This window comes from Planktotalea sp. (genome assembly GCF_018607995.1).
Classification (GTDB): Bacteria; Pseudomonadota; Alphaproteobacteria; order Rhodobacterales; family Rhodobacteraceae; genus Planktotalea.
In genome coordinates this window covers 132,707-154,991 of sequence record NZ_JABBAL010000030.1, presented here as the reverse complement: position 1 = coordinate 154,991, position 22,285 = coordinate 132,707, and the positions used below count along the sequence as shown (strand labels likewise).

22 protein-coding genes and 1 pseudogene are annotated in these 22,285 nt (G+C 53.4%); 14 read left to right on the top strand and 9 right to left on the bottom strand.

The annotated features are described in order from the left end of the window. Nucleotides 1–88: 88 nt before the first annotated feature. A complete protein-coding gene (gene hpt, locus QZ280_RS12000) occupies nt 89–640 on the bottom strand; it encodes a hypoxanthine phosphoribosyltransferase (protein ID WP_293444547.1) in 552 nt (183 codons plus the stop codon). Nucleotides 641–711: 71 nt separating this feature from the next. Between hpt and QZ280_RS11995 the strand changes: the two genes are divergently transcribed. The 4 genes from QZ280_RS11995 to QZ280_RS11980 are packed head-to-tail and all read left to right on the top strand — an operon-like array spanning nt 712 to nt 2,210. Then, complete coding sequence (locus QZ280_RS11995; protein WP_293444545.1) at nt 712–1,161, top strand: type II toxin-antitoxin system RatA family toxin; 450 nt, start codon at nt 712–714, stop codon at nt 1,159–1,161. Nucleotides 1,162–1,200: 39 nt separating this feature from the next. Next, a complete protein-coding gene (locus QZ280_RS11990) occupies nt 1,201–1,569 on the top strand; it encodes a hypothetical protein (protein WP_293444543.1) in 369 nt (122 codons plus the stop codon). A 21-nt stretch (nt 1,570–1,590) separates the two neighbouring features. Beyond that, nucleotides 1,591–1,860, top strand: a complete 270-nt coding sequence (locus QZ280_RS11985) for a fatty acid desaturase (protein ID WP_293444541.1) — start codon at nt 1,591–1,593, stop codon at nt 1,858–1,860. 53 nt (nt 1,861–1,913) lie between these two features. Beyond that, the gene (locus tag QZ280_RS11980) at nt 1,914–2,210 is read left to right on the top strand and encodes a fatty acid desaturase (protein WP_293445182.1); all 297 of its coding nucleotides are present in this window, start codon (nt 1,914–1,916) and stop codon (nt 2,208–2,210) included. 54 nt (nt 2,211–2,264) lie between these two features. On the opposite strand, the gene QZ280_RS11975 is transcribed toward QZ280_RS11980, so the two are convergent. From QZ280_RS11975 to QZ280_RS11960, 4 genes are all read right to left on the bottom strand, one after another. Then, nucleotides 2,265–3,443: an ammonium transporter gene (locus QZ280_RS11975; RefSeq protein ID WP_293444539.1), complete on the bottom strand. Its 1,179-nt coding sequence runs from the start codon at nt 3,441–3,443 to the stop codon at nt 2,265–2,267. Between the two features lie 154 nt (nt 3,444–3,597). Further along, entirely contained in the window at nt 3,598–4,071 is a 474-nt protein-coding gene (locus QZ280_RS11970) for a CinA family protein (protein ID WP_293444537.1), read from the bottom strand. Then, on the bottom strand, nt 4,071–4,571 hold the full coding sequence (locus tag QZ280_RS11965; RefSeq protein ID WP_293444535.1) for a phosphatidylglycerophosphatase A: 501 nt from the start codon (nt 4,569–4,571) through the stop codon (nt 4,071–4,073). The genes QZ280_RS11970 and QZ280_RS11965 overlap by 1 nt, the downstream gene beginning before the upstream one ends. Then, nucleotides 4,568–5,695, bottom strand: a complete 1,128-nt coding sequence (locus tag QZ280_RS11960; RefSeq protein WP_293445180.1) for a bifunctional 2-C-methyl-D-erythritol 4-phosphate cytidylyltransferase/2-C-methyl-D-erythritol 2,4-cyclodiphosphate synthase — start codon at nt 5,693–5,695, stop codon at nt 4,568–4,570. Before QZ280_RS11960 ends, QZ280_RS11965 begins: the two co-directional genes overlap by 4 nt. A 158-nt stretch (nt 5,696–5,853) precedes the next feature. On the opposite strand from QZ280_RS11960, the gene dusB reads away from it, so the two are divergent. The 9 genes from dusB to hflX all read left to right on the top strand — a co-directional run bounded on the left by dusB (nt 5,854) and on the right by hflX (nt 17,845). Next, a complete protein-coding gene (gene dusB / locus QZ280_RS11955; protein ID WP_293445178.1) occupies nt 5,854–6,849 on the top strand; it encodes a tRNA dihydrouridine synthase DusB in 996 nt (331 codons plus the stop codon). Beyond that, on the top strand, nt 6,846–7,931 hold the full coding sequence (locus QZ280_RS11950) for an ATP-binding protein (RefSeq protein WP_293444533.1): 1,086 nt from the start codon (nt 6,846–6,848) through the stop codon (nt 7,929–7,931). The genes dusB and QZ280_RS11950 overlap by 4 nt, the downstream gene beginning before the upstream one ends. After that, entirely contained in the window at nt 7,931–9,298 is a 1,368-nt protein-coding gene (locus tag QZ280_RS11945) for a response regulator (RefSeq protein WP_293444531.1), read from the top strand. Before QZ280_RS11950 ends, QZ280_RS11945 begins: the two co-directional genes overlap by 1 nt. A gap of 171 nt (nt 9,299–9,469) precedes the next feature. Continuing rightward, nucleotides 9,470–11,692 (top strand): PAS domain-containing sensor histidine kinase, encoded by a 2,223-nt coding sequence (locus tag QZ280_RS11940; protein WP_293445176.1) that lies wholly within the window; start codon nt 9,470–9,472, stop codon nt 11,690–11,692. Nucleotides 11,693–11,707: 15 nt separating this feature from the next. After that, nucleotides 11,708–13,120 carry a sigma-54 dependent transcriptional regulator gene (locus tag QZ280_RS11935; protein ID WP_293444529.1) on the top strand — a complete coding sequence of 471 codons (1,413 nt, stop codon included), beginning with the start codon at nt 11,708–11,710 and terminating at the stop codon, nt 13,118–13,120. A 160-nt stretch (nt 13,121–13,280) separates the two neighbouring features. Further along, a complete protein-coding gene (gene trkA / locus QZ280_RS11930; protein WP_293444527.1) occupies nt 13,281–14,657 on the top strand; it encodes a Trk system potassium transporter TrkA in 1,377 nt (458 codons plus the stop codon). Nucleotides 14,658–14,667: 10 nt separating this feature from the next. Then, entirely contained in the window at nt 14,668–16,185 is a 1,518-nt protein-coding gene (locus QZ280_RS11925) for a potassium transporter TrkG (RefSeq protein WP_293444525.1), read from the top strand. Between the two features lie 149 nt (nt 16,186–16,334). Continuing rightward, nucleotides 16,335–16,574: an RNA chaperone Hfq gene (gene hfq, locus QZ280_RS11920; protein ID WP_009828195.1), complete on the top strand. Its 240-nt coding sequence runs from the start codon at nt 16,335–16,337 to the stop codon at nt 16,572–16,574. Further along, on the top strand, nt 16,574–17,845 hold the full coding sequence (gene hflX / locus QZ280_RS11915) for a GTPase HflX (protein ID WP_293444522.1): 1,272 nt from the start codon (nt 16,574–16,576) through the stop codon (nt 17,843–17,845). Before hfq ends, hflX begins: the two co-directional genes overlap by 1 nt. A gap of 44 nt (nt 17,846–17,889) precedes the next feature. Here hflX and QZ280_RS11910 read toward each other — a convergent pair whose 3' ends face one another. Further along, nucleotides 17,890–20,361, bottom strand: coding sequence for a penicillin acylase family protein (locus QZ280_RS11910; RefSeq protein WP_293444520.1), 2,472 nt, complete (start codon nt 20,359–20,361; stop codon nt 17,890–17,892). Nucleotides 20,362–20,469: 108 nt separating this feature from the next. Here QZ280_RS11910 and QZ280_RS11905 point away from each other — a divergent pair, with 108 nt between their 5' ends. Then, nucleotides 20,470–21,342 carry an NAD(P)-dependent oxidoreductase gene (locus QZ280_RS11905; protein WP_293444518.1) on the top strand — a complete coding sequence of 291 codons (873 nt, stop codon included), beginning with the start codon at nt 20,470–20,472 and terminating at the stop codon, nt 21,340–21,342. Between the two features lie 66 nt (nt 21,343–21,408). Here the strand turns inward: QZ280_RS11905 and QZ280_RS11900 are convergent, their stop codons facing one another. The 3 genes and pseudogenes from QZ280_RS11900 to QZ280_RS11890 all read right to left on the bottom strand — a co-directional run. Beyond that, nucleotides 21,409–21,744 carry an SMR family transporter gene (locus QZ280_RS11900; RefSeq protein WP_293444516.1) on the bottom strand — a complete coding sequence of 112 codons (336 nt, stop codon included), beginning with the start codon at nt 21,742–21,744 and terminating at the stop codon, nt 21,409–21,411. Then, on the bottom strand, nt 21,726–21,914 hold the full coding sequence (locus QZ280_RS11895; protein ID WP_293444514.1) for an Lrp/AsnC family transcriptional regulator: 189 nt from the start codon (nt 21,912–21,914) through the stop codon (nt 21,726–21,728). The genes QZ280_RS11900 and QZ280_RS11895 overlap by 19 nt, the downstream gene beginning before the upstream one ends. A gap of 196 nt (nt 21,915–22,110) precedes the next feature. Beyond that, nucleotides 22,111–22,257: pseudogene (locus tag QZ280_RS11890) on the bottom strand (NADP-dependent isocitrate dehydrogenase); the annotation flags it as partial. Nucleotides 22,258–22,285 lie beyond the last annotated feature (28 nt).

Sequence of the window (22,285 nt, the reverse complement as noted above, 5' to 3'; positions counted from 1 at the left end):
TGCAATTACCGGCTTTACGCGCTTTTCCGACGGTGGATTGCGCGCCCAGCGGGTCATGCGCAGAAAATGACGCGGATTGATCATCGCTCTATGCGTCGTCGTCTTCGATGAAGCGAACCTTGCCTATAAATGGCAGGTTGCGGTTGCGCTGTGCGAAATCGATGCCATAACCCACAACAAATTCATCTGGAATTTCAAAACCGATCCAGTCAGAGCGGAAATCCACCTCGCGCCGCGTCGGTTTGTCGAGCAATGCAATGGATTTCAACCGTGCAGGATTGCGCGATTGCAGCAAATGCGTGACATGGTTCAACGTGTGACCCGTATCGACGATATCTTCGACAACCAGCACATCTCGCCCTTCAATTGCGCCGCGCAAGTCTTTGAGAATGCGTACTTCTCTGCTGCTTTCCATGCCGTCGCCATAGGAAGATGCCTCCAAGAAATCGACCTCGACGGGCAGGTCCAATTCACGCACTATATCAGCGATAAACACAAATGATCCGCGCAAAAGACCAACCACCACAAGCTTGTCTGTACCTTTGAATTCGGCTTCGATATCGTGGCTCAACTCCTCAATACGGGCCGCAATCGACTTGGCCGAAATCATTTGATCGATGACATATGGACGCTGTGACATGGCTTCCTCTTGATTTTTGGCTCGATGCATAAGACATGCAGCACAACTGAGATAACGGGAAATGCATCGGTATGCCAACGCATTCTGAAGATCGCCACATGCCTTACACGGCGCAGCAAATGTACGAACTTGTGTCGGATGTTGCGTCTTATCCTGAATTTCTGCCGTGGTGCGCGGCTGCGCGGATTAGATCCGTGAAGCCTAAGGGTGAGAGCAAAGTCATGCTGGCGGATTTGGTCGTCAGTTTTAAAGTGTTCCGAGAAAAGTTTGGCAGTCGCGTGGTGCTGCATCCGAGCGATAAAAAGGTGGATACGGAATATTTGGACGGGCCGTTTAAGTATATGAAATCCAACTGGTCGTTCGAGAATGCGCCGGACGGCGGTTGTCACGTGAAATTCTTCGTGGATTTTGAGTTCAAGAACGCGATCCTGCAGGGTATTATCGGTATTGTCTTTAACGAGGCCATGCAACGTGTCGTGCGCGCGTTTGAGAAACGGGCGGACGCGCTATATAGCGCGTAGGACGGGCGTTAGGGCCTTGGATCAAAGGCCAAAACCATATTGAGATTTACGATTACTACACTCGCACTTGTTGCGCCGCTTTTGACAGGCGCGCTTTTTGGCGGCGTTTGGATCTGGGCCAGGCTGACTTACATCACCGTGTTCGCCTATGCATTTGATCGCCTCACGCCGCTGTTTTTTCAAAATGCTAATATGGGTGCGGAATTTCCTACGTCTGACGTGCTTAGCGTTGCTTTGGCGTTCGCACATTTCATTGTTCTTGGCGCTGTCGTCTATGCGCTGGTTCATGACGCAACATTGCCAATGCTACAAAAAATCGCACTGTTCTTTGCGACTGCATTGTTTGCAGGTCAGATCGTGCATCCCAATGCACATGAGCTGATCCACCGACCGAACCGAATACTGTGACGGTTGGGTAAGGCGGTCTATATGTCGATCCTGATGGGGCATCACGCCTCTGCGCATCCGCTGGTGCATCATGTGCATGTGGGCACTTCGAATGATCCTGTGTCCGCGCCGAAAGGGCGTGGGTTCTGGCGTTTCTTCGGTCGTGCGTGGATCGGGTCGTACCGCGCGGGCTATACGGCCGAAAGCAAACGCCACAGAGGGAAGGGCTTGCACCCCTACACGATGTACCTCCTTGGTGCGCTTGTCAGTTTGCTTGGCGCATTTGCGATCGGGGGCGTCATCGGCGTTTGATTTGGGCTCTACTGGGGGCATATGCGCAGCTGCAAATTTTTCTCAGCGACTATGTGCAACACTATGGTCTGAGACGTAAAATGTTGGAAAATGGTAAGCTTGAAGCGGTTGGTGCGCGCCAGAGCTGGAACACGCCGCATCGCTTCTCTGGGGCGATGACGCTCAATGCGCCGCGTCACTCTGATCACCACACGCATCCCAGTCGCAACTATCCATCGCTACATCTGCTTGAGGCGGAGATGCCAATGCTCCCCTACAGCTTGCCAATGATGGCGGTGATCGCGCTGATGCCGCCGCTCTGGCGACGGGTTATGGACCTACGTGTTGAGACATGGGAAAACAGGGCCTGAAACCAAACGAGCGGACCAAATGGCCCGCCTGTAAAGGCCGTAAATGTTTTGTTATTACGAGGACATATCGTAAGCGCGCTCGCCATGTACCGCGAGATCCAGACCGCTCGTCTCGGTTTCAAGATCCACACGCATTGGCGTGATTGCCTTAACAACAAAGATCAAAACAACTGTGACAACAGAAGTGTAGACACCAACAATTACCAAGCCACCAAGTTGCGCAGCCCATGTGCCTGCACCAAAGATCGCGATCATCACAGTTCCGAAAATGCCGCCAACACCGTGCACCGCAAAGACATCAAGCGTGTCATCAATCTTAAGACGGTTGCGGATCAGAAGCACCGCTTCTTGGCACAAGATACCAGCAACAGCACCGATGATCAGGGCCTCAACAGGGCCAACAAAACCGGACGCAGGCGTGATGGATGCAAGGCCTGCAATCGTACCCGTCACGATGCCCACGAGGGAGGCCTTGCCAAACTTATACCGCTCCCACAGCGCCCAAGTCAGCGAAGCAGTTGCCGCAGAAATATGCGTCACCGTGATGGCCATCGCAGCGCCCCCATTAGCAGCCAATTGCGATCCGCCATTAAAGCCGAACCAACCGACCCAAAGCATACCCGCACCGATCATCACAAAACCGGGGTTGTGAGGAGGTGTGTGCTGGTTTTTGCGTGGCCCAAGGAAAAAGGCGATGAGCAAAGCCGCAAGGCCAGCGGTTTCGTGTACCACGATGCCGCCCGCGAAATCACGCACGCCCGTCTCGCCGAATATTCCGCCATCAGCTAGAAAACCGCCGCCCCAGATCCAGTGCACGACAGGCGCGTAGCAAAGTAGCATCCAAGCGCCAGAGAAGAGCATCACAAAGCCAAAGCTAACACGTTCCACATAGGCACCTACGATCAAGGCAGGAGTGATAATAGCGAAGGTCATTTGGAATGCGAAGAACAGGATTTCGGGGATCGTGCCGGACAGACTGTCAGTCGTCACGCCATTGAGAAAGGATTTACCCAAACCGCCCCAGATCCCGTTGCCATCGCCAAATGCGATAGAATAGCCAACCGCAAGCCATAGAACGCTCATCAAACAGGCAATCGCGTAGCAATGCATAAATACGCTTAGAACGTTGCGCGCACGAACAAGGCCACCGTAAAACAAAGCAAGTCCCGGAAGTGTCATAAAAAGGACCAACGCCGTCGCGGTCATAATCCAAGCAGTATCAGCACCGATCATCGCGGGGCTCCTTTTCCATAAAAACTGTCTGAGGGGTAAGTGACGTCCATCGGCTGCCTTAAAAAGAGGCGAGGCACAGGATTACTGCCACTTTCTGCTGCAAATCAATAACCGCCTTAAGTTTGGGCGCTGTTTTTGCGGGTTTGCTTAAAAATCAGGCGCTTTGTGAAAGGGCGCTTAGAATCAACTCAAGCGCATGATCGCGGGCTGCATGGCGGACATTTGCACGCCCCAATGCGCCGAATTCTACTGTTTGCGTGGCGGCTTTTGTTGGGGTCGCCAAGCCAAAGCAGACGCGCCCCTCTGGTTTGAAGTCTGATCCGCCGGGCCCCGCGATGCCAGTCACGGACACAGCAAGCTGCGCGTTTGAGTGCGCCAAAGCACCACGCGCCATTTCAGCAGCCACTTCTTCACTGACAGCACCGTGCTTTGTTAATGTTTGATCTTGAACGCCAAGCATCTCGTATTTGGCCGCGTTGGTATAGGTGACAAATCCGCGCTCAAAAACGGCGGAACTTCCCGCAATCTCTGTGAGCGTGGCGGCGATCAATCCCCCCGTGCAGCTTTCCGCTGTGGTGATCATCAGGCCTTGCGATTTGGCAAGCTCAAGGATGTGAGCAGCGTTCATCACAATAAAACAAAATGGAAGAAGGCCGCGAACAGGATTACACTGACTGCCGCGAAGACACCCGCAAACACATCGTCGAGCATGACGCCCAACGCATCGTCACGCCGATCCGCCCAACCCACAAGCCATGGCTTTAGAATATCAAAAGCACGAAACAACATGAAGGCCGCAACCCAACCAGGCCAAAGCGTAAGCGTGCTGATCTCCAATAACCAAGCCCCATAAAACACAGGGGCAATGGCGATCCATTGGCCGATCACTTCGTCGATCACGATTTCTGAGGGGTCATGATTGTCGCTGCCTTTGGTCATTTGTTCTGTCGCCCACCAGCCTTTGAAAAAACCGACGACGATGGCGATGCAAAACAGCCAAAAGCCACCAATTTGATAGACCAGAAATCCCATAGGCAGGGCTACCAGCGACCCCCATGTACCGGGCGCAGGTTTCAAATGCCCCACATAGAAAACTGTGCCGATCAAACGTCCGAGAGTGGCTGTCATGCTTTTACCAATGTTGCTGTAGCAAGGGCGGCGATGCCTTCCTCGCGTCCTGTAAATCCAAGTTGTTCGCTTGTTGTGGCTTTGATCGACACGCGATTTGCATCAAGGTCCATCAGTTGCGCCATTGTCAGCTTCATCTTGGTCGCATGCGGCCCCACCTTGGGATATTCGCAGATCAGCGTGCAGTCAATGTTAGAGATCTGAAAGCCACGAACACGTGCCAAATCGACGGCGTGACGCAGAAAAATCTCACTTGCAGCGCCTTTCCATTGCGGATCAGAGGGTGGAAAATGCTGGCCAATATCGCCATCTGCCAAAGCGCCATAGATCGCGTCAGTGACCGCGTGCATACCCACATCTGCATCCGAATGCCCTTTAAGGGCTTTGGTGTGCGGAATTTGGACGCCGCATAGAATAACGTGATCTCCGTCTTCAAACGCGTGCACGTCGAAGCCGTTGCCAAGGCGTATATCCATGTTTTGCTCCAATATGGCGGCCGCGCGGGCGAAGTCTACGGGCGTTGTGATCTTCAAGTTTCTCTCATCGCCCTCAGTGATCGTAACGTCAAGACCAGCGGCTCGCGCGACTTCGACATCATCGGCAGCACCGCCTTTATGGGCACGGTGTGCGGCTAGAATGGCGGGCAGGGCAAAGCCTTGCGGTGTTTGTGCGCGAAACAAAGCGCTGCGATCCTGCGTGCCACTGACTTTGCCACCAGCGCCGATCCAAAGCGCGTCACTGACGGCAATGGCGGGGGCGGCGCCCGCTGCATGCTCTAAAGCGCTGATGACACCTTCGATTACAGAGGACGGAGTGGTGCAGCGCGCGACATCGTGGATCAAAACGTGGGTGATCTCGGGGCTTAGGGCCTCTAAACCATTACGCACAGACACATCGCGCGTGGGACCTCCATGGATGGGTGTGATGCCTTGGATGTCTTTCGCAAAATCAACGTCATCAGGGTGAACCACGAGAACAATATCGGCAATGTCTCCGCGATTGCTAAACTGATCACAGCTCCAATTCGCGATGCGCTTGCCCGCGATCTCTTGCCATTGCTTGGGTAAAGGCCCGCCAGCCCGCGCGCCGCGACCTGCTGCAACGATGACAACGCCTATGCGCATATTTGAACGAGTTATCTTCATGATCTTGTCTTATCGCGCTGACATGTGGCGTGCAACGAAGGTGCTATTTGCACAAAAATTACGCACAAACATGAATTCGCCTATTATTTACACGCAACTGCATTGAGCCTTCTCCCATGCATTCCTATAAATCCCATATGACAGGGACACTTCACATCGGACACACCCAACTGACACCGCCAGTATTGCTCGCGCCTTTGGCCGGCATTACCGATCTGCCGTTTCGCAATCTAGTCAGCAGTTTCGGCGCAGGTTTAGTGGTCAGCGAAATGGTGGCGAGCCAAGAAATGGTGCAAGCCAAACCCGGCGTGCGTGAAAAAGCGGAGCTGGGCTTTGGCGCGGCGCGTACATCGGTGCAAATTGCAGGGCGGGAGGCCTATTGGATGGCCGAAGCTGCTCGTCTTGCCGCAGGCAATGGGGCGCAAATTATCGACATCAATATGGGATGTCCCGCTAAGAAAGTGACGAGCGGCTATTCCGGCTCTGCTTTGATGAAAGACCTCGATCACGCTCTGACTTTGATCGAAGCAGTGGTCGGGGCTGTTGATGTGCCCGTTACTTTGAAGACGCGGTTGGGCTGGGATGATCATCTACTGAACGCCGCAGAACTGGCTGTACGGGCTGAATCTGCGGGAATTCAAATGATTACGATCCACGGACGCACGCGCTGTCAATTTTATAAGGGGCAGGCCAATTGGAGTGCGATCAAAGCGATCAAAGCTGCGGTGCGTATCCCCGTGATTGCGAATGGTGATATCGTTGATGTGGCGACGGCACGCAAGGCGCTGTCACAAAGTGGCGCGGATGGCATTATGGTTGGGCGTGGCGCGCAGGGACGTCCTTGGATCTTGGCGCAGATCGCGGCGGAGCTACACGGCCTGCCTGCACCCAAGCTTCCTAAAGGTGCAGCGCTAATTGATATGGTGCAAGGTCACTATGGAAACATGCTTGCGTTTTACGGCGAAGCACTGGGCAGCCGCGTCGCGCGCAAGCATTTGGGCTGGTATATGGATGATGCTCACACACCAGTGGACATCCGCAAAACTGTTCTAACCACACGTACTTCCAAAAATGTCATGGCGCTCCTGCCGCGCGCTTTGGTAAGCCATGATGCAAGCGAGGCCGTCGCATGAATTCAAACGCAAATCTTTGGCAATCCTTGCCGCTTGCCACTGTCTTGATTGATCAGGATGACAAAATTGCAGATATCAATCCTGCCGCGGAAACGTTTTTCAACAACTCGGCAAAAGCGCTGAGCGGAACGCCGGTTTGGGATCGGCTGGCTGTGGATGCCCCGATTGAGCAAGCGTTGAAGCGCGCACGCGAAAATGCCTCCCCGCTTTTTGTGAACGATGTGGACGTGAGCACGGGCGAGCGCGCGCCGCTCTTGTGCAGCTTGAAGCTTGCGCCAATGGCTGGAGTTGATGGGATGATGATCCTGATGATCTCCCCGCGTGAGCTTGCCGGACGTTTGAGTCAAAGCCAAAGCGTGAAATCAGCGGCGAAATCCGCGATTGGCATGGCGGAAATGCTGGCCCATGAAATTAAAAACCCTTTGGCGGGGATAACAGGCGCGGCGCAATTGTTGTCGATGAACCTCAAGGCGGAAGATCTGGAACTGACTGATCTCATCGTCGAGGAATCGCGCAGGATTGTGAAATTGCTCGAACAGGTTGAGCAATTTGGTAATCTCAGACCGCCCGAGTTGGGGAGTGTGAACTTGCACGATGTGCTGGATCGCGCGCGGCGCTCGACCTTGTTGGGTGTTGGCGCACATATGAGTGTTGTGGAGCAGTATGATCCCTCCTTGCCGGACGCACATGCGGACGCAGATCAAATGTTGCAAGTGATCTTGAACCTGCTCAAGAATGCCTCCGAAGCGGCTGGCAAGCGCGGTGGCACAATCCGGTTGCGCACGTTTTATGAACATTCGTTCAGTTTGCGCCGCGCTGGCAATGCGGGTCGGCCGCTGCCGCTGCAAATAGAGATCGTCGATGATGGTCCGGGACTGCCCCCAGAGCTGGAAGACAGTGTGTTTGATCCTTTCGTGTCAGGGTATGAGAACGGCACCGGGCTGGGTCTCGCGCTTGTGTCAAAGATTATTGCCGATCATGGCGGGTGGGTCGCTGTCAATTCAGTGCCCGGTCACACGGCTTTTCGAATTTCACTGCCTGTGGCGACGGCTGATGCGCTTGAGAAAAAGGATATTGGTTGATGGATGGAACGGTTCTGGTCGCGGATGACGATCGCACAATTCGCACGGTTTTAACACAAGCTTTGACGCGTGCGGGCTGCCGGGTGCACGCGACGTCTTCGTTGACGACTTTGATGCGCTGGATCGCAGAAGGGCGCGGTGATGTAGTCATTTCAGATGTGATGATGCCAGACGGAAACGGCTTGGAAATGCTGCCAAAGATACAAGAGGAACGTCCGGGCATGCCGGTGATCGTTATCTCTGCGCAAAACACGATCATGACTGCGATTAAAGCCAATGAGGCAGGGGCCTATGATTACCTGCCCAAGCCCTTTGATCTGCCCGATTTGATGAAACGTACCGCGCGCGCATTGGATGCGAGCGGAACAAAAGCCCCGCGCTCAGAAAAGACAGAGGCCGCGCAGGATGAGCTGCCATTGGTTGGCAAAACCCCTGTAATGCAGGCGCTCTACACGTTAATGGCGCGGGTTATGAACACGGATATACCGGTCTTGCTCACGGGTGAATCCGGCACTGGAAAAACCGCAATTTCCCGCACGATTCATGATTTTTCGGATCGCCGGACTTTGCCGTTTGTCACAGTCACAGCTCTCGATCTGCGAGATATCGAAGGGCCTACGCGTGTTTTAGCGCGTGTTAAGGGCGGCACTCTTTTGATCGAAGAAATTGCAGATTTCGACCTGCAAGCGCAAGCGCGACTGGTGCGCATGATGGATGCACCCGGTGAACACGTGCCGCGTTTTATAGCAACTTCGTTGGTGGACTTGGCCAGCCGTTTGGAAAACGGTGCGCTCCGTCAGGAGCTTTATTACCGACTTGATGGCGCAACCTTGAATGTGCCCGCGCTGCGCGAACGCGTGGACGATATCGACCTGCTTGCCACCCATTTCCTTTCAAAATCAGAAGGCAGCGGAGTTATCACGCGGAAACTTAGCACGGATGCTTCTAAGCTAATTCACAACTACAGCTGGCCAGGCAACGTGCGTCAGTTGGAAAATGCGATGCGTAGGTTGGGGCTAAGTGCGCGCAGTGATGAAATTGTGCGTTCAGAAGTGGAGATGGTTTTGGGCAATCAGCCCGACCTTGATCCGATCCTTACAGGGGGCACATCGACCGAGAAATTGTCGGCCTCCGTTGAGCGTCATCTGAGACGATATTTCGATTTACACGGTGGATCGCTGCCACCCTCTGGTGTCTACACGCGCATTTTGCGTGAATTTGAGCAGCCACTGATAGAAATATCATTAGAGGCGACCGGTGGAAATCAGGCTAAATGTGCCGATTTACTAGGTATTAACCGCAATACCTTGCGTAAGAAGATTACAGACCTCGATATTCGCGTGACACGGCGCCGTAAATTGATGTAAAACCGCAACATAAACGTGGCCTAATGGCATCGCTTTTGCGATTCCACAAACGAGAGCCACAATTTTGGCGGTGGAGCGAACGCTCCCATAGATCGAGGGCAGTGCGTGAGCCAGCCTGTAACACCACCTGCACTCGCCAAATTGGCGCGGCGCAAAAAGGTATCGTTGTGGATGCGTCTGTCGCATTTGCGCAGGCAACGGCGTGTGCAAAACGCGATCACGCTAGGTGTGGTTTTGCTGGGGCCGATGTTAGCCTTTGCGACTTTCTTGGTGCTGGGTCCTTTGGACCAGGATGTGGGTGGTCCTGGGCTGCGCTTTGTTCTCATGCTCGATCTGGTATACGTATTGGTCGTCGCCACCTTGGTGCTACAGCGCGTCGTGCAAATGATCGCAGCGAGGCGCGCGCGTTCAGCTGGATCTCGACTCCATTTGCGTCTCACAGGCGTGTTTGCATTAATGGCGTTGATCCCGACGGTGACTGTTGCGATTTTCGCGGGTATCACCATAAATATGGGTTTGGAAGCGTGGTTTTCCAAACGTGTTCAACGTGTTGTGGGCAATTCTTTAGCTGCGGCACAAGCTTATGAAAATGAACAACGCCGCGATTTGCAAGAAGATGCGCAAGCGTTAGCGAACTACCTCAACGCGCGCAGTGGTGAGGTGCGCTTTGCGAGAACCACAAGCTTGGGCGAGGTGTTGCGCGACGGTCAGTTGCAAATTCAACGGGGTTTACGCGAAGCCTTTGTGGTCGATGGCATCGGTGAAATAAAAGCACGTGGGGATCGCTCTTACATGTTTGACTTCGACCCACTTGCCCCGATTGAGATTGAGACTGCGCGCACGGACGGAATTTTGATCATGGAAGATTGGGAAAACAATGAGTTCCGCGCCGTTGTTAATCTTGTGGGGTACCTCAACGAATACCTTTATGTCAGCCGCGAAGTCGATGGATCAATCCTGAAACTCTTGGATGAAACACAAGAAACCGCACTGTTTTATCAGCAACAAGAAAGCGAACGCGGCCGTCGACTGTTCGAATTTGGTTTGGTATATATTGGCTTCGCCGTCATTCTTATTCTCGCGGCTGTCTGGCTTGGCCTTTGGTTTGCCGAACGCCTTTCACGACCCGTGGGACGTCTTGCGGGTGCGGCGCAGCGCGTAGGCGCGGGCAATCTTGATGTGCAGGTTTTGGAGGAAGAAGGCGATGATGAAATCGCCATGCTTGGGCGGTATTTCAACCAGATGACCCGTCAATTGAAGGGACAGCGCGATACGCTTGTTGAAAACAACCGCCAGATTGAACGCCGTCGGCGCATGTTTGATTCCGTTTTGTCTTCCGTCAGCTCTGGCGTTGTTGGCCTTGATGAAATTGGCCGTATCTCTTTTGTGAACCGATCAGCGGAACGGCTATTGGGTTGGCATCAAGACAAGCAGGACATCGATTTGTCCGTTGCGGTTCCTGAGTTTGGTCCTTTGCTCGACAAGTTGCGCAATGGCCAGATGGGCACCGCGCAGGGCGAGATCAAAGTCAGTCGCGATGGCCAGCTGGAGAACCTTTTGGTGCGCATGTCGCGTCGATTGCGCGACGATGGCACGCTTGAGGGGTTTGTTGTGGCCTTCGACGATGTCACCGATCTTGTGACGGCGCAGCGTATGGCCGCGTGGGGTGATGTGGCGCGCCGCATTGCGCATGAAATTAAGAATCCGTTGACCCCGATCCAATTGTCCGCCGAACGGATCCAGCGCAAGTTTATGCCGCAGGTCGGCGACAATGCAGAACGGCTTGAGCAGATGACGGGTGTTATCATCCGTCAAACGGGTGATTTACGCCGCATTGTGGATGAATTCAGCAAATTTGCGCGCATGCCAGAACCAGATCGCCGCTCTGGCAATCTGACCCAAATCGTGCGCGATGCGGTGATTTTGCAAGAGGCGGGGCAGCCTGATGTTAGCTTTGATATCAGCTTGCCAGATGTTGAACTTTTGGCCCAATTTGATGCTACCATGATTTCGCAAGCGCTGACCAACCTGATCAAGAATGCGGGCGAAGCGATTGAGAGCTATATCGAAAAGTTCGAAGACGCCGATGTGGTGCGCGAAGTGGCGATTTTGCTAACGCAAGACAACAAAACGGCGCTGATCCAGATTGCCGATAGCGGCATAGGTCTGCCTGAAGATCGTGGGCGGCTGTTTGAGCCTTATGTGACAACGCGCGACAAAGGCACGGGCCTCGGTTTGCCGATTGTGAAGAAGATTATCGAAGAACATGGAGGCTCCCTGATTTTGACGGATGCGCCTCTGATGAACGGGCAAGGGCGTCCCGGTGCGATGGCGGTGGTGCGATTACCGCTGTTGGATGCGCAGCGTAGTGACCTCAATGAAACAAAGCAGTAATTGGTGGAGAGAATGATGGGCGACATTCTAATTGTAGACGACGAACGCGATATCAGAGAACTGGTGTCGGATATTCTGGAAGACGAAGGGTTTACGACACGACTAGCAGGCACCTCGGATGAGTGCATGGTGCAGGTCAGAAAAGAACAGCCCGCGCTGATGATCCTTGATATATGGCTGAAAGACAGCTCGATGGATGGAATTGATATCCTGAAGGTCATCAAGAAAGATTATCCTGATGTGCCTGTGGTGATCATTTCAGGACATGGCAACGTCGAGATCGCGGTCGCCGCGATTAAGCAAGGAGCGTATGATTTCATCGAGAAACCTTTCAACATTGATCAGCTTTTGGTGGTGATCCGCCGGGCGATGGAAACCTCGCGTTTGCGTCATGAGAACCAATCACTCAAACGTCGCGATGCGCCAAGTACGGAAATGATCGGTGATAGCGCTGCGTTCCGCACGTTGATTTTGCAACTTGATAAGGTGACAAAATCTAACGGTCGCGTGTTGCTGCGCGGTCCTGCGGGATCGGGCAAAGAGGTGGCAGCCCGCTATATTCACGCCAATTCCAACCGTGCGGATGCACCGTTTGTGACGGTAAATTGCGCAGGCGTTGAACCCGAGCAAATGGAAGAGGTGCTTTTCGGGCGCGAAGAAAAAGATCAGGGCGTGCAACCTGGTCTCCTGGAGCAAGCCAATGGCGGCGTGATCTACTTTGACGAAGTCGCGGATATGCCGTTTGGCACGCAAGGAAAAATATTGCGCGTATTGGTGGATCAGAAATTCACCCGCGTGGGTGGGTCGGAAAAAGTGCTCGTAGACTTGAGGGTCATTTCGTCGACCAGCCGTGATCTGGAGGCAGAGATCGAAGCGGAACGCTTCCGTCAAGAATTGTTCCATCGCTTGAACGTCGTGCCAATCCCTGTGCCGTCGTTGGAAGAGCGTCGTGAAGATATTCCGCTTTTGGGCACGCATTTTATCGAGGAATGCAACAAAATTCAGGGTTTGACTGCGCGTGATTTCTCAGATGAAGCGGCAGCTTTGATGCAGACAATGGTTTGGCCGGGCAATGTGCGCCAGCTTAAGAACTTGGTGGAACGTGTGTTGATCCTTGGCGAAGGCACTGGCCCGATTGAGGCGCAAGAATTGCCAAATGAGCAAACGGGCAATGATGAAGAAGGGCGGGTGGTCTTGTCTGGCTCGCTTGCAACCTTGCCTTTGAGAGAAGCGCGCGAAGCGTTTGAGCGTGAATATTTGTTGACTCAGATCAACCGTTTTGGTGGTAATATCTCGCGCACGGCTAATTTTGTTGGCATGGAACGCTCGGCCCTGCATCGCAAGTTAAAGTCTTTGGGGGTCGTTACAACCAACAAAGCGGGCGCGCGTATCGCGCGGGTTGAAGAGGATGAAAGCAAGGTGGAGTGATCCTATTAAGCGCCTAAAGGCGCGCTTTTTTGAGCAGCCCAAATGTGCTACTAGGATGAATTTATTTATCAAGATGAAGCGCGACACAGTTGCGCTGCCATTGACCCGATTGGCGCAACCTGTCATTCAATTATGACGTGACTTCAGCAGAAGGCCGAACATGAAGGTCATTATTTGCGGAGCTGGCCAAGTTGGCTGGCAAATTGCACGACATCTTTCAGGTGAGCGTAACGATGTGACGGTTGTCGACAACAACGCCGAACTCGTGCGGCGTGCGACCGATTCATTGGACGTGCAGGGCATTTCGGGCTTTGCCAGCTATCCCGATATTTTGGATCGGGCAGGTGCGCGTGATGCGGATATGATCATCGCTGCCACTTATTCTGACGAGGTAAACATGGTTACCTGCCAGGTTGCGCATTCTGTCTTTGCGATCCCGCGTAAGATTGCGCGCTTGCGTGGGCAATCCTATCTCGACGCGATCTATTCGGATCTTTATCGGCGTGATCACATGCCAATTGATGTTGTGATCAGCCCTGAAAAGGAGGTGGCAGATGCTGCCTTGCAACGTCTATCCGCGCCATCTGCGTTTGACACGGAGACATTTCTTGATGGCAAGGCCCAGCTTTTGGGCATTACCATTGATGAGACCTGTCCTGTTGTAAACACGCCACTTCGTCAGCTCACGGATCTGTTTTCAACTTTGCGTTCTATCGTGGTTGGTGTGCGTCGTGAGGGCACGTTGTTTGCGCCGGAAGCGGGCGATCAGCTTTTTGTGGGGGATCAATGCTACATCTTTTGCCATGTGGAGGATGTCGTGCGCTCCATGGAGATTTTTGGCAAATCGCACCGCACCCAAGAGCGTGTTGTGTTGATTGGGGGCGGCAATGTTGGCTTGGCTGTCGCACAAGCGCTTGAGAAACGCACCACCCGCGTGCGGGCGAAGATTATCGAAAAGAACCGTGAGATTGCTGAAATTGCCGCTGATGAGCTAGAACGCACGATCGTGCTGCATGGCGATGGGCTGGATGGCGCATTGCTCGGCGAAGCCAACATCAGCCGTGCGGATGCTGTTTTGGCCGTGACTGATGACGATAAAACCAACATGCTGGCGGCTGTGCGCGCGAAAGCTGCGGGTTGTCCGATGGCTGTCGCTTTGATCAATGACCCGACGCTTGTACCGCTGATGGGGCCGCTCGGGATCGACGCTTATATTAACCCGCGTGCCACCACCGTTAGTTCGATTTTGCGCCATATCCGACATGGACGTGTGCGCGCGGTCTACTCCATTGGCGACGCCGAAGCGGAGATGATAGAGGCGGAGGTTCTGTCCACGTCGCCCTTAGCCGGTAAGCTTATCCGCGAAATTGATTTTCCTGAAGGGGTTCTTGTTGGCGGGGTGTTGAAGGACGGCAAGCTGCATAAACCTTTGGGTAAACTGCGCATTGACGAAGGGGATGTGATCGCGTTGTTTACGATGACGGCGGACGTGCCTGAGGTGGAGCGTTTGCTTCAAGTCTCCATCGATTTTTTCTGAGACGCGTCTGATGATTTCGCGTATTCTGGATTTACCGGTCTTCTTGATCTTCTTGATCCTCGCTTGTGTGGCGATGTATATTCCGGCGATCCACGGGTTGACCCAAGAGTCCTTTCACGTCGCGCGCAGCTTCTTTTACTCGGCAACTTTGGGGTTAATTCTCTGCGCACTTATCGGGATTGCTTTGTCGGGGAGGCCCACGCATAGCTCTGCGTTGGAACACCTTTTGGCACTCTTCGCTGTTTTTGCGGTTTTGCCGATTTTCCTAGCAGTTCCATTCTACGAATCTCTGCGTACCACTAGCTTTTTGAATTCTTACTTCGAAATGGTGTCCTCGATCACAACCACGGGTGCGACGATGTTTCCAGATCCCAGCAGGCTCGAGCCAAGCTTGCATCTTTGGCGCGGCATTGTTGGGTGGTCGGGTGGTTTGTTGATGTGGATTTCTGCGGCTGCGATCCTTGCGCCGCTGAATTTGGGTGGCTTTGAAGTGACCACAAGTGCAGAGCCAGGACAGGGCGGCATTCGCCGCTTTGATATGCGTGCGGCCTCTCCTGGGCAACGTTTGATCCGCGCGGCAAAGCAGTTCTTCCCGATTTATACGAGCCTCACGTTGACGCTGTGGTTTTGCCTGCTCCTGACAGGGGAAACGCCACTTGGCGGGTTGATGCATGCGATGGCGACCTTATCGACCAGCGGGATTTCTGCGATTGGTGGAATTGAGGAAAGCACAGTCGGGGTCGCAGCTGAGTTCTTAATATTTGTGTTTCTTTTGTTTGCCTTGTCGCGGCTCACGTTTTCCACAGACACGATCACTGGAAACACGCATGGTTTGCATAAAGATGCTGAATTTCGCATCGGTTTGATCCTTGTCATCGGTGTTCCCTTAATTGTGTTCGCGCGGCATTGGTTCGGGGCCTTTGAAGTGAGTGAAGAGGAAAACCTTCTTCTTGGGTTGAAAGCCTTGTGGGGTGGTATGTTCACAGTCCTGTCGTTTTTGACGACAACGGGTTTTGTCAGTTCTGAATGGGAAGCGGCGCAAGGCTGGTCTGGCTTGGCAACACCGGGTGTAATCTTGATGGGGTTGGCCTTGATGGGAGGCGGCGTGGCGACAACAGCGGGTGGTGTCAAATTGTTGCGGGTCCTCACACTCTACCTGAATGGCTTGCGGGAAATGCAGAAACTCATTCATCCTTCATCGGTCAGTGGCAAAGGCGCGGGCAATCGCCGGATCAGGCGGCAAGGGGCGTATACTGCGTGGATCTTTTTCATGTTGTTTGCCATGTCGCTGGCACTGGTCACACTTACACTTACGGGTTTTGGCACCAGTTTTTCGGATGCTTTGGTGATGTCGGTGGCGGCGCTTTCAACCACAGGACCACTCTTGGATGTGGCGGGGGCTGATCCAATTTTACTGACGGATCTGTCAAACGGGGCCAAGCTTTGTTTTGCCGCTGCGACGATTTTGGGGCGTTTGGAAACCCTTGCAATCATCGCATTAATGACGCCAGAGCTTTGGCGCCGATAACGCGGCTTTTCAACTTATGGCCTCGAGTTGAAAAAAGGGCTGGAAACTCGCTCTGTCAGTCTTCATACTTTATGTATTATGGACCGCGCGCACTGGAGCGCGCGACGCTGCGCCCAAAAATAATAACGCAAGAATAAAGGCATGCCCCAATGGCCAACGATAGACAAAATCTGCAAGACGCATTTCTCAACCATGTTCGCAAAACCAAAGTTCCGGTCACGGTCTTTTTGATCAATGGTGTGAAGCTACAAGGCGTCATCACTTGGTTTGATAATTTCTGCGTTCTTTTGCGTCGTGATGGTCAGTCTCAGCTGGTCTATAAGCATGCGATTTCGACGATTATGCCAAGCCAGCCGATTTCCCTTTATGAGGGCGAAGACGCAAACTGATGGGGCATGATCCTGCGATTACCCGTACATGGGTGCTGCATCCTGACATAAAAAGTAACAATGACCGTCGACTGCCTGAACCTGCTTTGGCAGAGGCCGTGGCTTTAGCTAAAGCGTTGCCTGGGCTTGAGGTTTTTGGCGACACAATTGTGCGTTTGCCCAAAGCGCACTCTGGTATGCTGTTTGGTAAGGGTAAGATCGAAGAGCTGCATCAGCTGTTTGATTCTGAAGAGGTGGATCTGGTTCTGATTGACGGGCCAGTGACGCCAGTTCAGCAACGCAATCTTGAGAAGGCTTGGGGCGTAAAGCTGCTGGATCGCACGGGCCTGATCCTTGAGATATTCTCGGATCGTGCGCGCACCAGTGAGGGTGTGTTGCAGGTCGAAATGGCTGCTTTGAGCTATCAACGCACGCGACTTGTACGCGCTTGGACCCACTTAGAACGTCAGCGTGGCGGTCTTGGCTTCGTTGGTGGTCCTGGTGAAACGCAGATCGAATCTGATCGCCGTGCGATCGATGATCAACTTGTGCGCTTGCGCCGTAAGCTCTCCAAAGTGGTGAAAACCCGCGCCTTGCACCGCGAATCACGCGCCAAAGTTCCGTTCCCGATCGTGGCGCTTGTAGGGTATACGAACGCGGGCAAGTCAACCTTGTTTAATCGTCTCACAGGCGCAGATGTCTTTGCCAAAGACATGTTATTCGCCACCCTTGATCCAACTATGCGTGCGGTTGAATTGCCTGATGGGCCGCAGGTCATTTTATCAGATACGGTTGGTTTTATTTCTGATCTCCCAACGGAGCTTGTCGCCTCGTTTCGCGCGACTCTGGAAGAGGTTGTGGCTGCCGATCTCATCGTACATGTGCGGGATATCTCTCACGAGGGCACGGAAGAGCAGGCGGCTGATGTGCGCACAATTCTCACCTCTCTAGGGGTCGGTGAAGGTGCCAAGCAGATCGAGGTCTGGAATAAAATTGATCTGCTGGAGCCTCATGACAAAGACGCAGTTCTGGCCCGCGCGGCACGACACGACGATGTGATCGCGGTATCGTCAATCTCGGGCTATGGGATGCAGGACTTTGTTGTCGCTGTAGAGGACGCGCTCGAAGGCGAAATTATCACCGAAACGTTGGTCTTGTCCTATTCTGAGGGTCGAAAACGCGCGTGGCTGTTTGAGCGGTCTTTGGTCGAAGCGGAACGTCAGGGTGAAAATGGCTTCGAATTGGACCTGCGTTGGAAAGCCAAAGATCGTGCGCAGTTTCAGACGATCTAAAAGGTAAGGGCCTTTAGCGAGAATGTTTTTGAGATATGAAGCATTTAGTGTTCTTCTGGAATCAGCGTTGTGATGCCGACGGCGGCCGCGCGTGCAAGGCCTTCATCTAGTGACATCTGAATATATTTACCGCGCCGCCAAAGCTTGCCGAGATCATCATAGTGGTGTGAAAACAGGTGCCCTGACTGACCTGTAGAAATCACAAAGAGCGAGCTGTCGGGATCGGTGAAATCATAAACGCCACGATACCCAGCGCCGTGCACGTTCAAGAACGCCTCCGTGCCTTCACCACCTTTCGTGCGCCCGCGCATCAGGGTGTTATCCCCACCGGAAGTCGATTGGCGAATGTTGACGAAATAGCGCAGAACGGGAACTGCGCCCAAGACCGCATGGTCATGGGTCGCCTGATGCGCATCGCCCCAGCGCAAAGAGGCGAGATCAATCGTGTAGTTTTCTTCTAACCACAAGATCGCCTCATCGAGCGAGATGCGCGCAACATCGGTGCAGGTTTCTTTTGGGGAGGACTGCAAGATATCGCACCACTCTGTCGCGCCGTTAATGTTGCGAAATACGCGTTCTATAAACAGGGGTTCGACGTGTTTAAATTCTTTCGAGAGTGGGCCAAGTTCATCTTTTATCAAGCGACCTTGCAACGCGCGCAGCCAGGCTGAGTAGATTAGGGGTTCGGGCAGGTGTTCGTTCATTTCACCCGTCCAATTGGCCAAGAGCTCTAATGCGATCTGGCGTTTACGCTCTGGAGTTCCATTTGGTGCAGGCTCGCCGGTGAACCACAGATCTGCTCCGATCAAGGGCAGCAACGTGCGCGCGGTAAAGCTGACCGTGTCGAGCTGCGCTTCGATAAAGCTATCGCGCGTATGCACCTGACGTTTCTGCATTAAGCGTTGCCATCTTTGAATGCGTTGGCTGTCGCCCCACTCATAGGACACGTGCATGGGGAACGGGCGCTGCACTAGCTTGTTGTTAGTATTGCCAAGAATGCCGCCCTCGGGATCAAGGAATCGTGGGTTGGTTGGCGCAGGAAACAAGCTCTGCCATCTGTTGTCTGCGATCCAGCCGGGGCTAGGCATACGGCCTTTGCTTTGGTGATTGGCGTTGCGTTGAGGCATCGCACCGATGAGTTTGAGCGCAATCTTGTCTTTATCTACGAGTGTCAGATTCAGAGAAGGTGCGATGTAGGATTCTGTGCTGATCAAAGCACTTTGTACATCTACAGATTGCATAATTCCCATTGTCGCACTGAGCGAAGTGTCGCGTGGGCTAAGCGCTGTCCAGGCGAGGGCAGCAACGTGCCCTTTCGGCGTAATTGTAGAGAGCGAGAAGTCCGACCCCGACAAAACAGGGCCATTGTCGCTCCAGCGCAGAGTGAGCGTGACGGGCTCCGCATCTTTGATATTGATGATCGACCTACGGGTTTCAAATGGTTTGAACCCGTCGAGCGTGCGGTATTCTTCTGGATTGTTGGGATTGAGTTGTTCGATGAACAAATCCTGATCATCGAGATAACTGGAGGTGATGCCCCAACCAATAGTCGCACTGCGCCCTGCGAGAACCACGGGCATACCGGGGATTGTGCCGCCAATTACGCCACCTGCGGCCAATTCAAGACGCGCGAGGTACCAAATCGCAGGCGCGGTAAAGCCAAGGTGGGGATCATTAGCCAAGATCGTTCCACCGGAGGCGGAGCGAGAGGGCGCAGCGGCCCATGCGTTGGACGCGCCACCGAGACCGCGCGGTGGGACTGGATGCAGCGGATCTCTTTGCGTGGTAGCCTCAGCGTATTGCGGTAAAGATTGATTAAAAAGTGCGGCGTATTTGGGCAAAGCGGCAACCCCAGTGCCGGGCATGTCGGGCAAGATGTCTGACAAGCGTGCTTCATCGGGAAGCACCAAAGACGTGCGCGCGCGCAGAACCTCGTCTTGCAAATGGCCTGAGAGCTGCAGCGCCATCAGCTTGGTCACCGCAAGGGAATCCGCGGGGCGCCAAGGTGAAATCGGTGCGCCGAAGAGGAACATCTCAGGGGCACCACGGCCCAAAGACCTATTGTTGATCTCTGCAATGCGTATGTTCACACCTGCGGCATAGGCAGACAACGCATCTCTGGTGCGCGCATCCTGACTTGCGACCGACACGCTTGCGAGGCGGTAAATATCAAGGCGGCGCAACAATGTGTCGATGCTTAAGGTGCGTTTTCCAAACACCTCGGACAAGCGTCCTTGTACGGTTCTACGCAGCATTGTCATTTGCCACAGCCGGTCCTGAGCATGGGCATAACCAAGTCCAAAAAAGACATCTGCGTCTGTTTCACCAAAGATATGGGGCACATTCGCATTGTTGCGCACAATCTCGACAGAGCCGGTGATCCCGTCAACTTTCAACGTTTTATTATAGTCAGGAAGCGAGCGTGCCGCGAGAAGATAAGCGAGAACAGTCATCAAGAGTACCGCGATGATAACGCCGCCCGTAAGGCGCAGCGTCCAACGAAAAATCATCACCATTTTCTCGCGTCTCCTTTAATGTCTGCGGCATTTAAAGTGCAAAGCGCTTGTCTTTGCGCGCAGTGTCCGACACACCGTTTAGGGTAATTGATGCGAAGGGAAAAGCCGATGGCAAAATGTACATTTTTGGGTCTTGGTGTGATGGGATTTCCCATGGCTGCACATTTGGTGAAAGCTGGCCACGAGGTCACGGTTTATAACCGCACGCATGAGAAAGCACAGGCTTGGGCAGAGAAGAATGGCGGCCAAAGCGCGAACACGCCGCACGATGCGGCACAGGGTGCAGAGTTCGTTTTTGCCTGCGTTGGCAATGATGATGATCTGCGCTCTGTGTGCTTGGGTGAGACGGGCGCATTTGCTGGCATGGATAGTGGTACGGTCTTTGTGGATCACACGACAGTTTCCGCGAAAGTGACGGCGGAGCTCTATAAAGCTGCAGACACAGCGCAGATTAGTTTTGTTGATGCGCCGATTTCGGGGGGGCAAGCAGGGGCCGAGAACGGTGCGCTGTCGATTATGTGTGGTGGTGATGAAGGCGCATATGCGCGCGCAGAGCCAGTGATGGCGCCCTATTCCAAGATGTGTCGCCGCATTGGTGAGAGCGGTGCGGGGCAAATGACCAAAATGTGCAACCAGATCGCGATTGCAGGTTTGGTGCAGGGTCTGTCCGAAGCGCTGCACTTTGCCGAGAAAGCTGGTCTTGATGGGCGTGCTGTTGTGGAAGTGATTTCGCAAGGCGCTGCTGGATCTTGGCAGATGGCGAACCGTTATGAAACGATGCTTGATGATGAGTTCGAACACGGTTTTGCAGTGGATTGGATGCGCAAGGATTTGGGAATCTGTTTGGATGCCAGTGATGAGGTCGGCGCGAGCCTACCTGTTACGGCTTTGATCGATCAGTTTTACAAAGACGTGCAAAAACTTGGTGGCGGGCGTTGGGATACGTCGAGTTTGATTAAGCGCTTGCGCGCGATGGGTTAGGGCGGATGGGGCGCTGTTCTGTCTATATAGATGAGCACGCTGAGGATTTTAGGGTCAGAGAAGCCGTCAGTGCGTTGATGTGTTTGAGAACAAATGGATCACGAGAATTCCGCTTAAGATCATACCAAGGCCTAGAATTGCGGGCAGGTCGAGTTTTTGGCCATAGACCAAGTAGCCGATGCCCGCGATGAATACGATTCCAAGGCCGGACCAGAAGGCGTATGCGATCCCCAGCGGGATAGCGCGCAGGGCGACGGACAGAAAGTAAAAGCTGATCGCATAGGCAATCACCACGATCACCGAGGGCAATAACTTTGTGAATTGCTGGCTGGCTTGCAGCGCGGCCGTGCCAATGGTTTCGCTTAAAACTGCGAGGAGCAAAACTAGGTAATGGATCGGCATTGAGTTTCCTTCCAAACGGGCAGGGCGGTGGTGTCCTTGATCTCTTCCATCACAAAGCTGGCGGACACGTCTGCCAATGGAACAGAATCGGTCAGATTTTGATAGAGACGATCGTAGTCTTTAATATCAGCCACGCGCTCGCGGATCAGATAATCCAGATCACCAGACATGCGTTACACCCCTTTAATTTTAGGCATCACTTTCGTGGCGCGCGCAAACTTGGTGGACCAATTGGAGTCATGTTGATAGGAACGCACCTGGATAAAGGCATTCAACCCGAGTCCAATCGCCTCCGCATCAAGGAGCGCGATCTTGCGTGTGATGATACCTGCCTCGCCGAGTAGTTTGATCCGGTGCCAACACGCCGCGGTCTTGAACGCTCAGGTTGTAGTACAGCAGATCAATGTCGAGATAGGGTTCAATCAGTTTCTTTTTGATGAAATCCCAAATGGTACAGGTCATTTAATCGCCGTCCATTTTAATAATCGGATTTGCGACTTTTATCTTGCTCATGTGCTTTGCCTTCTTGTGCGGAATACGC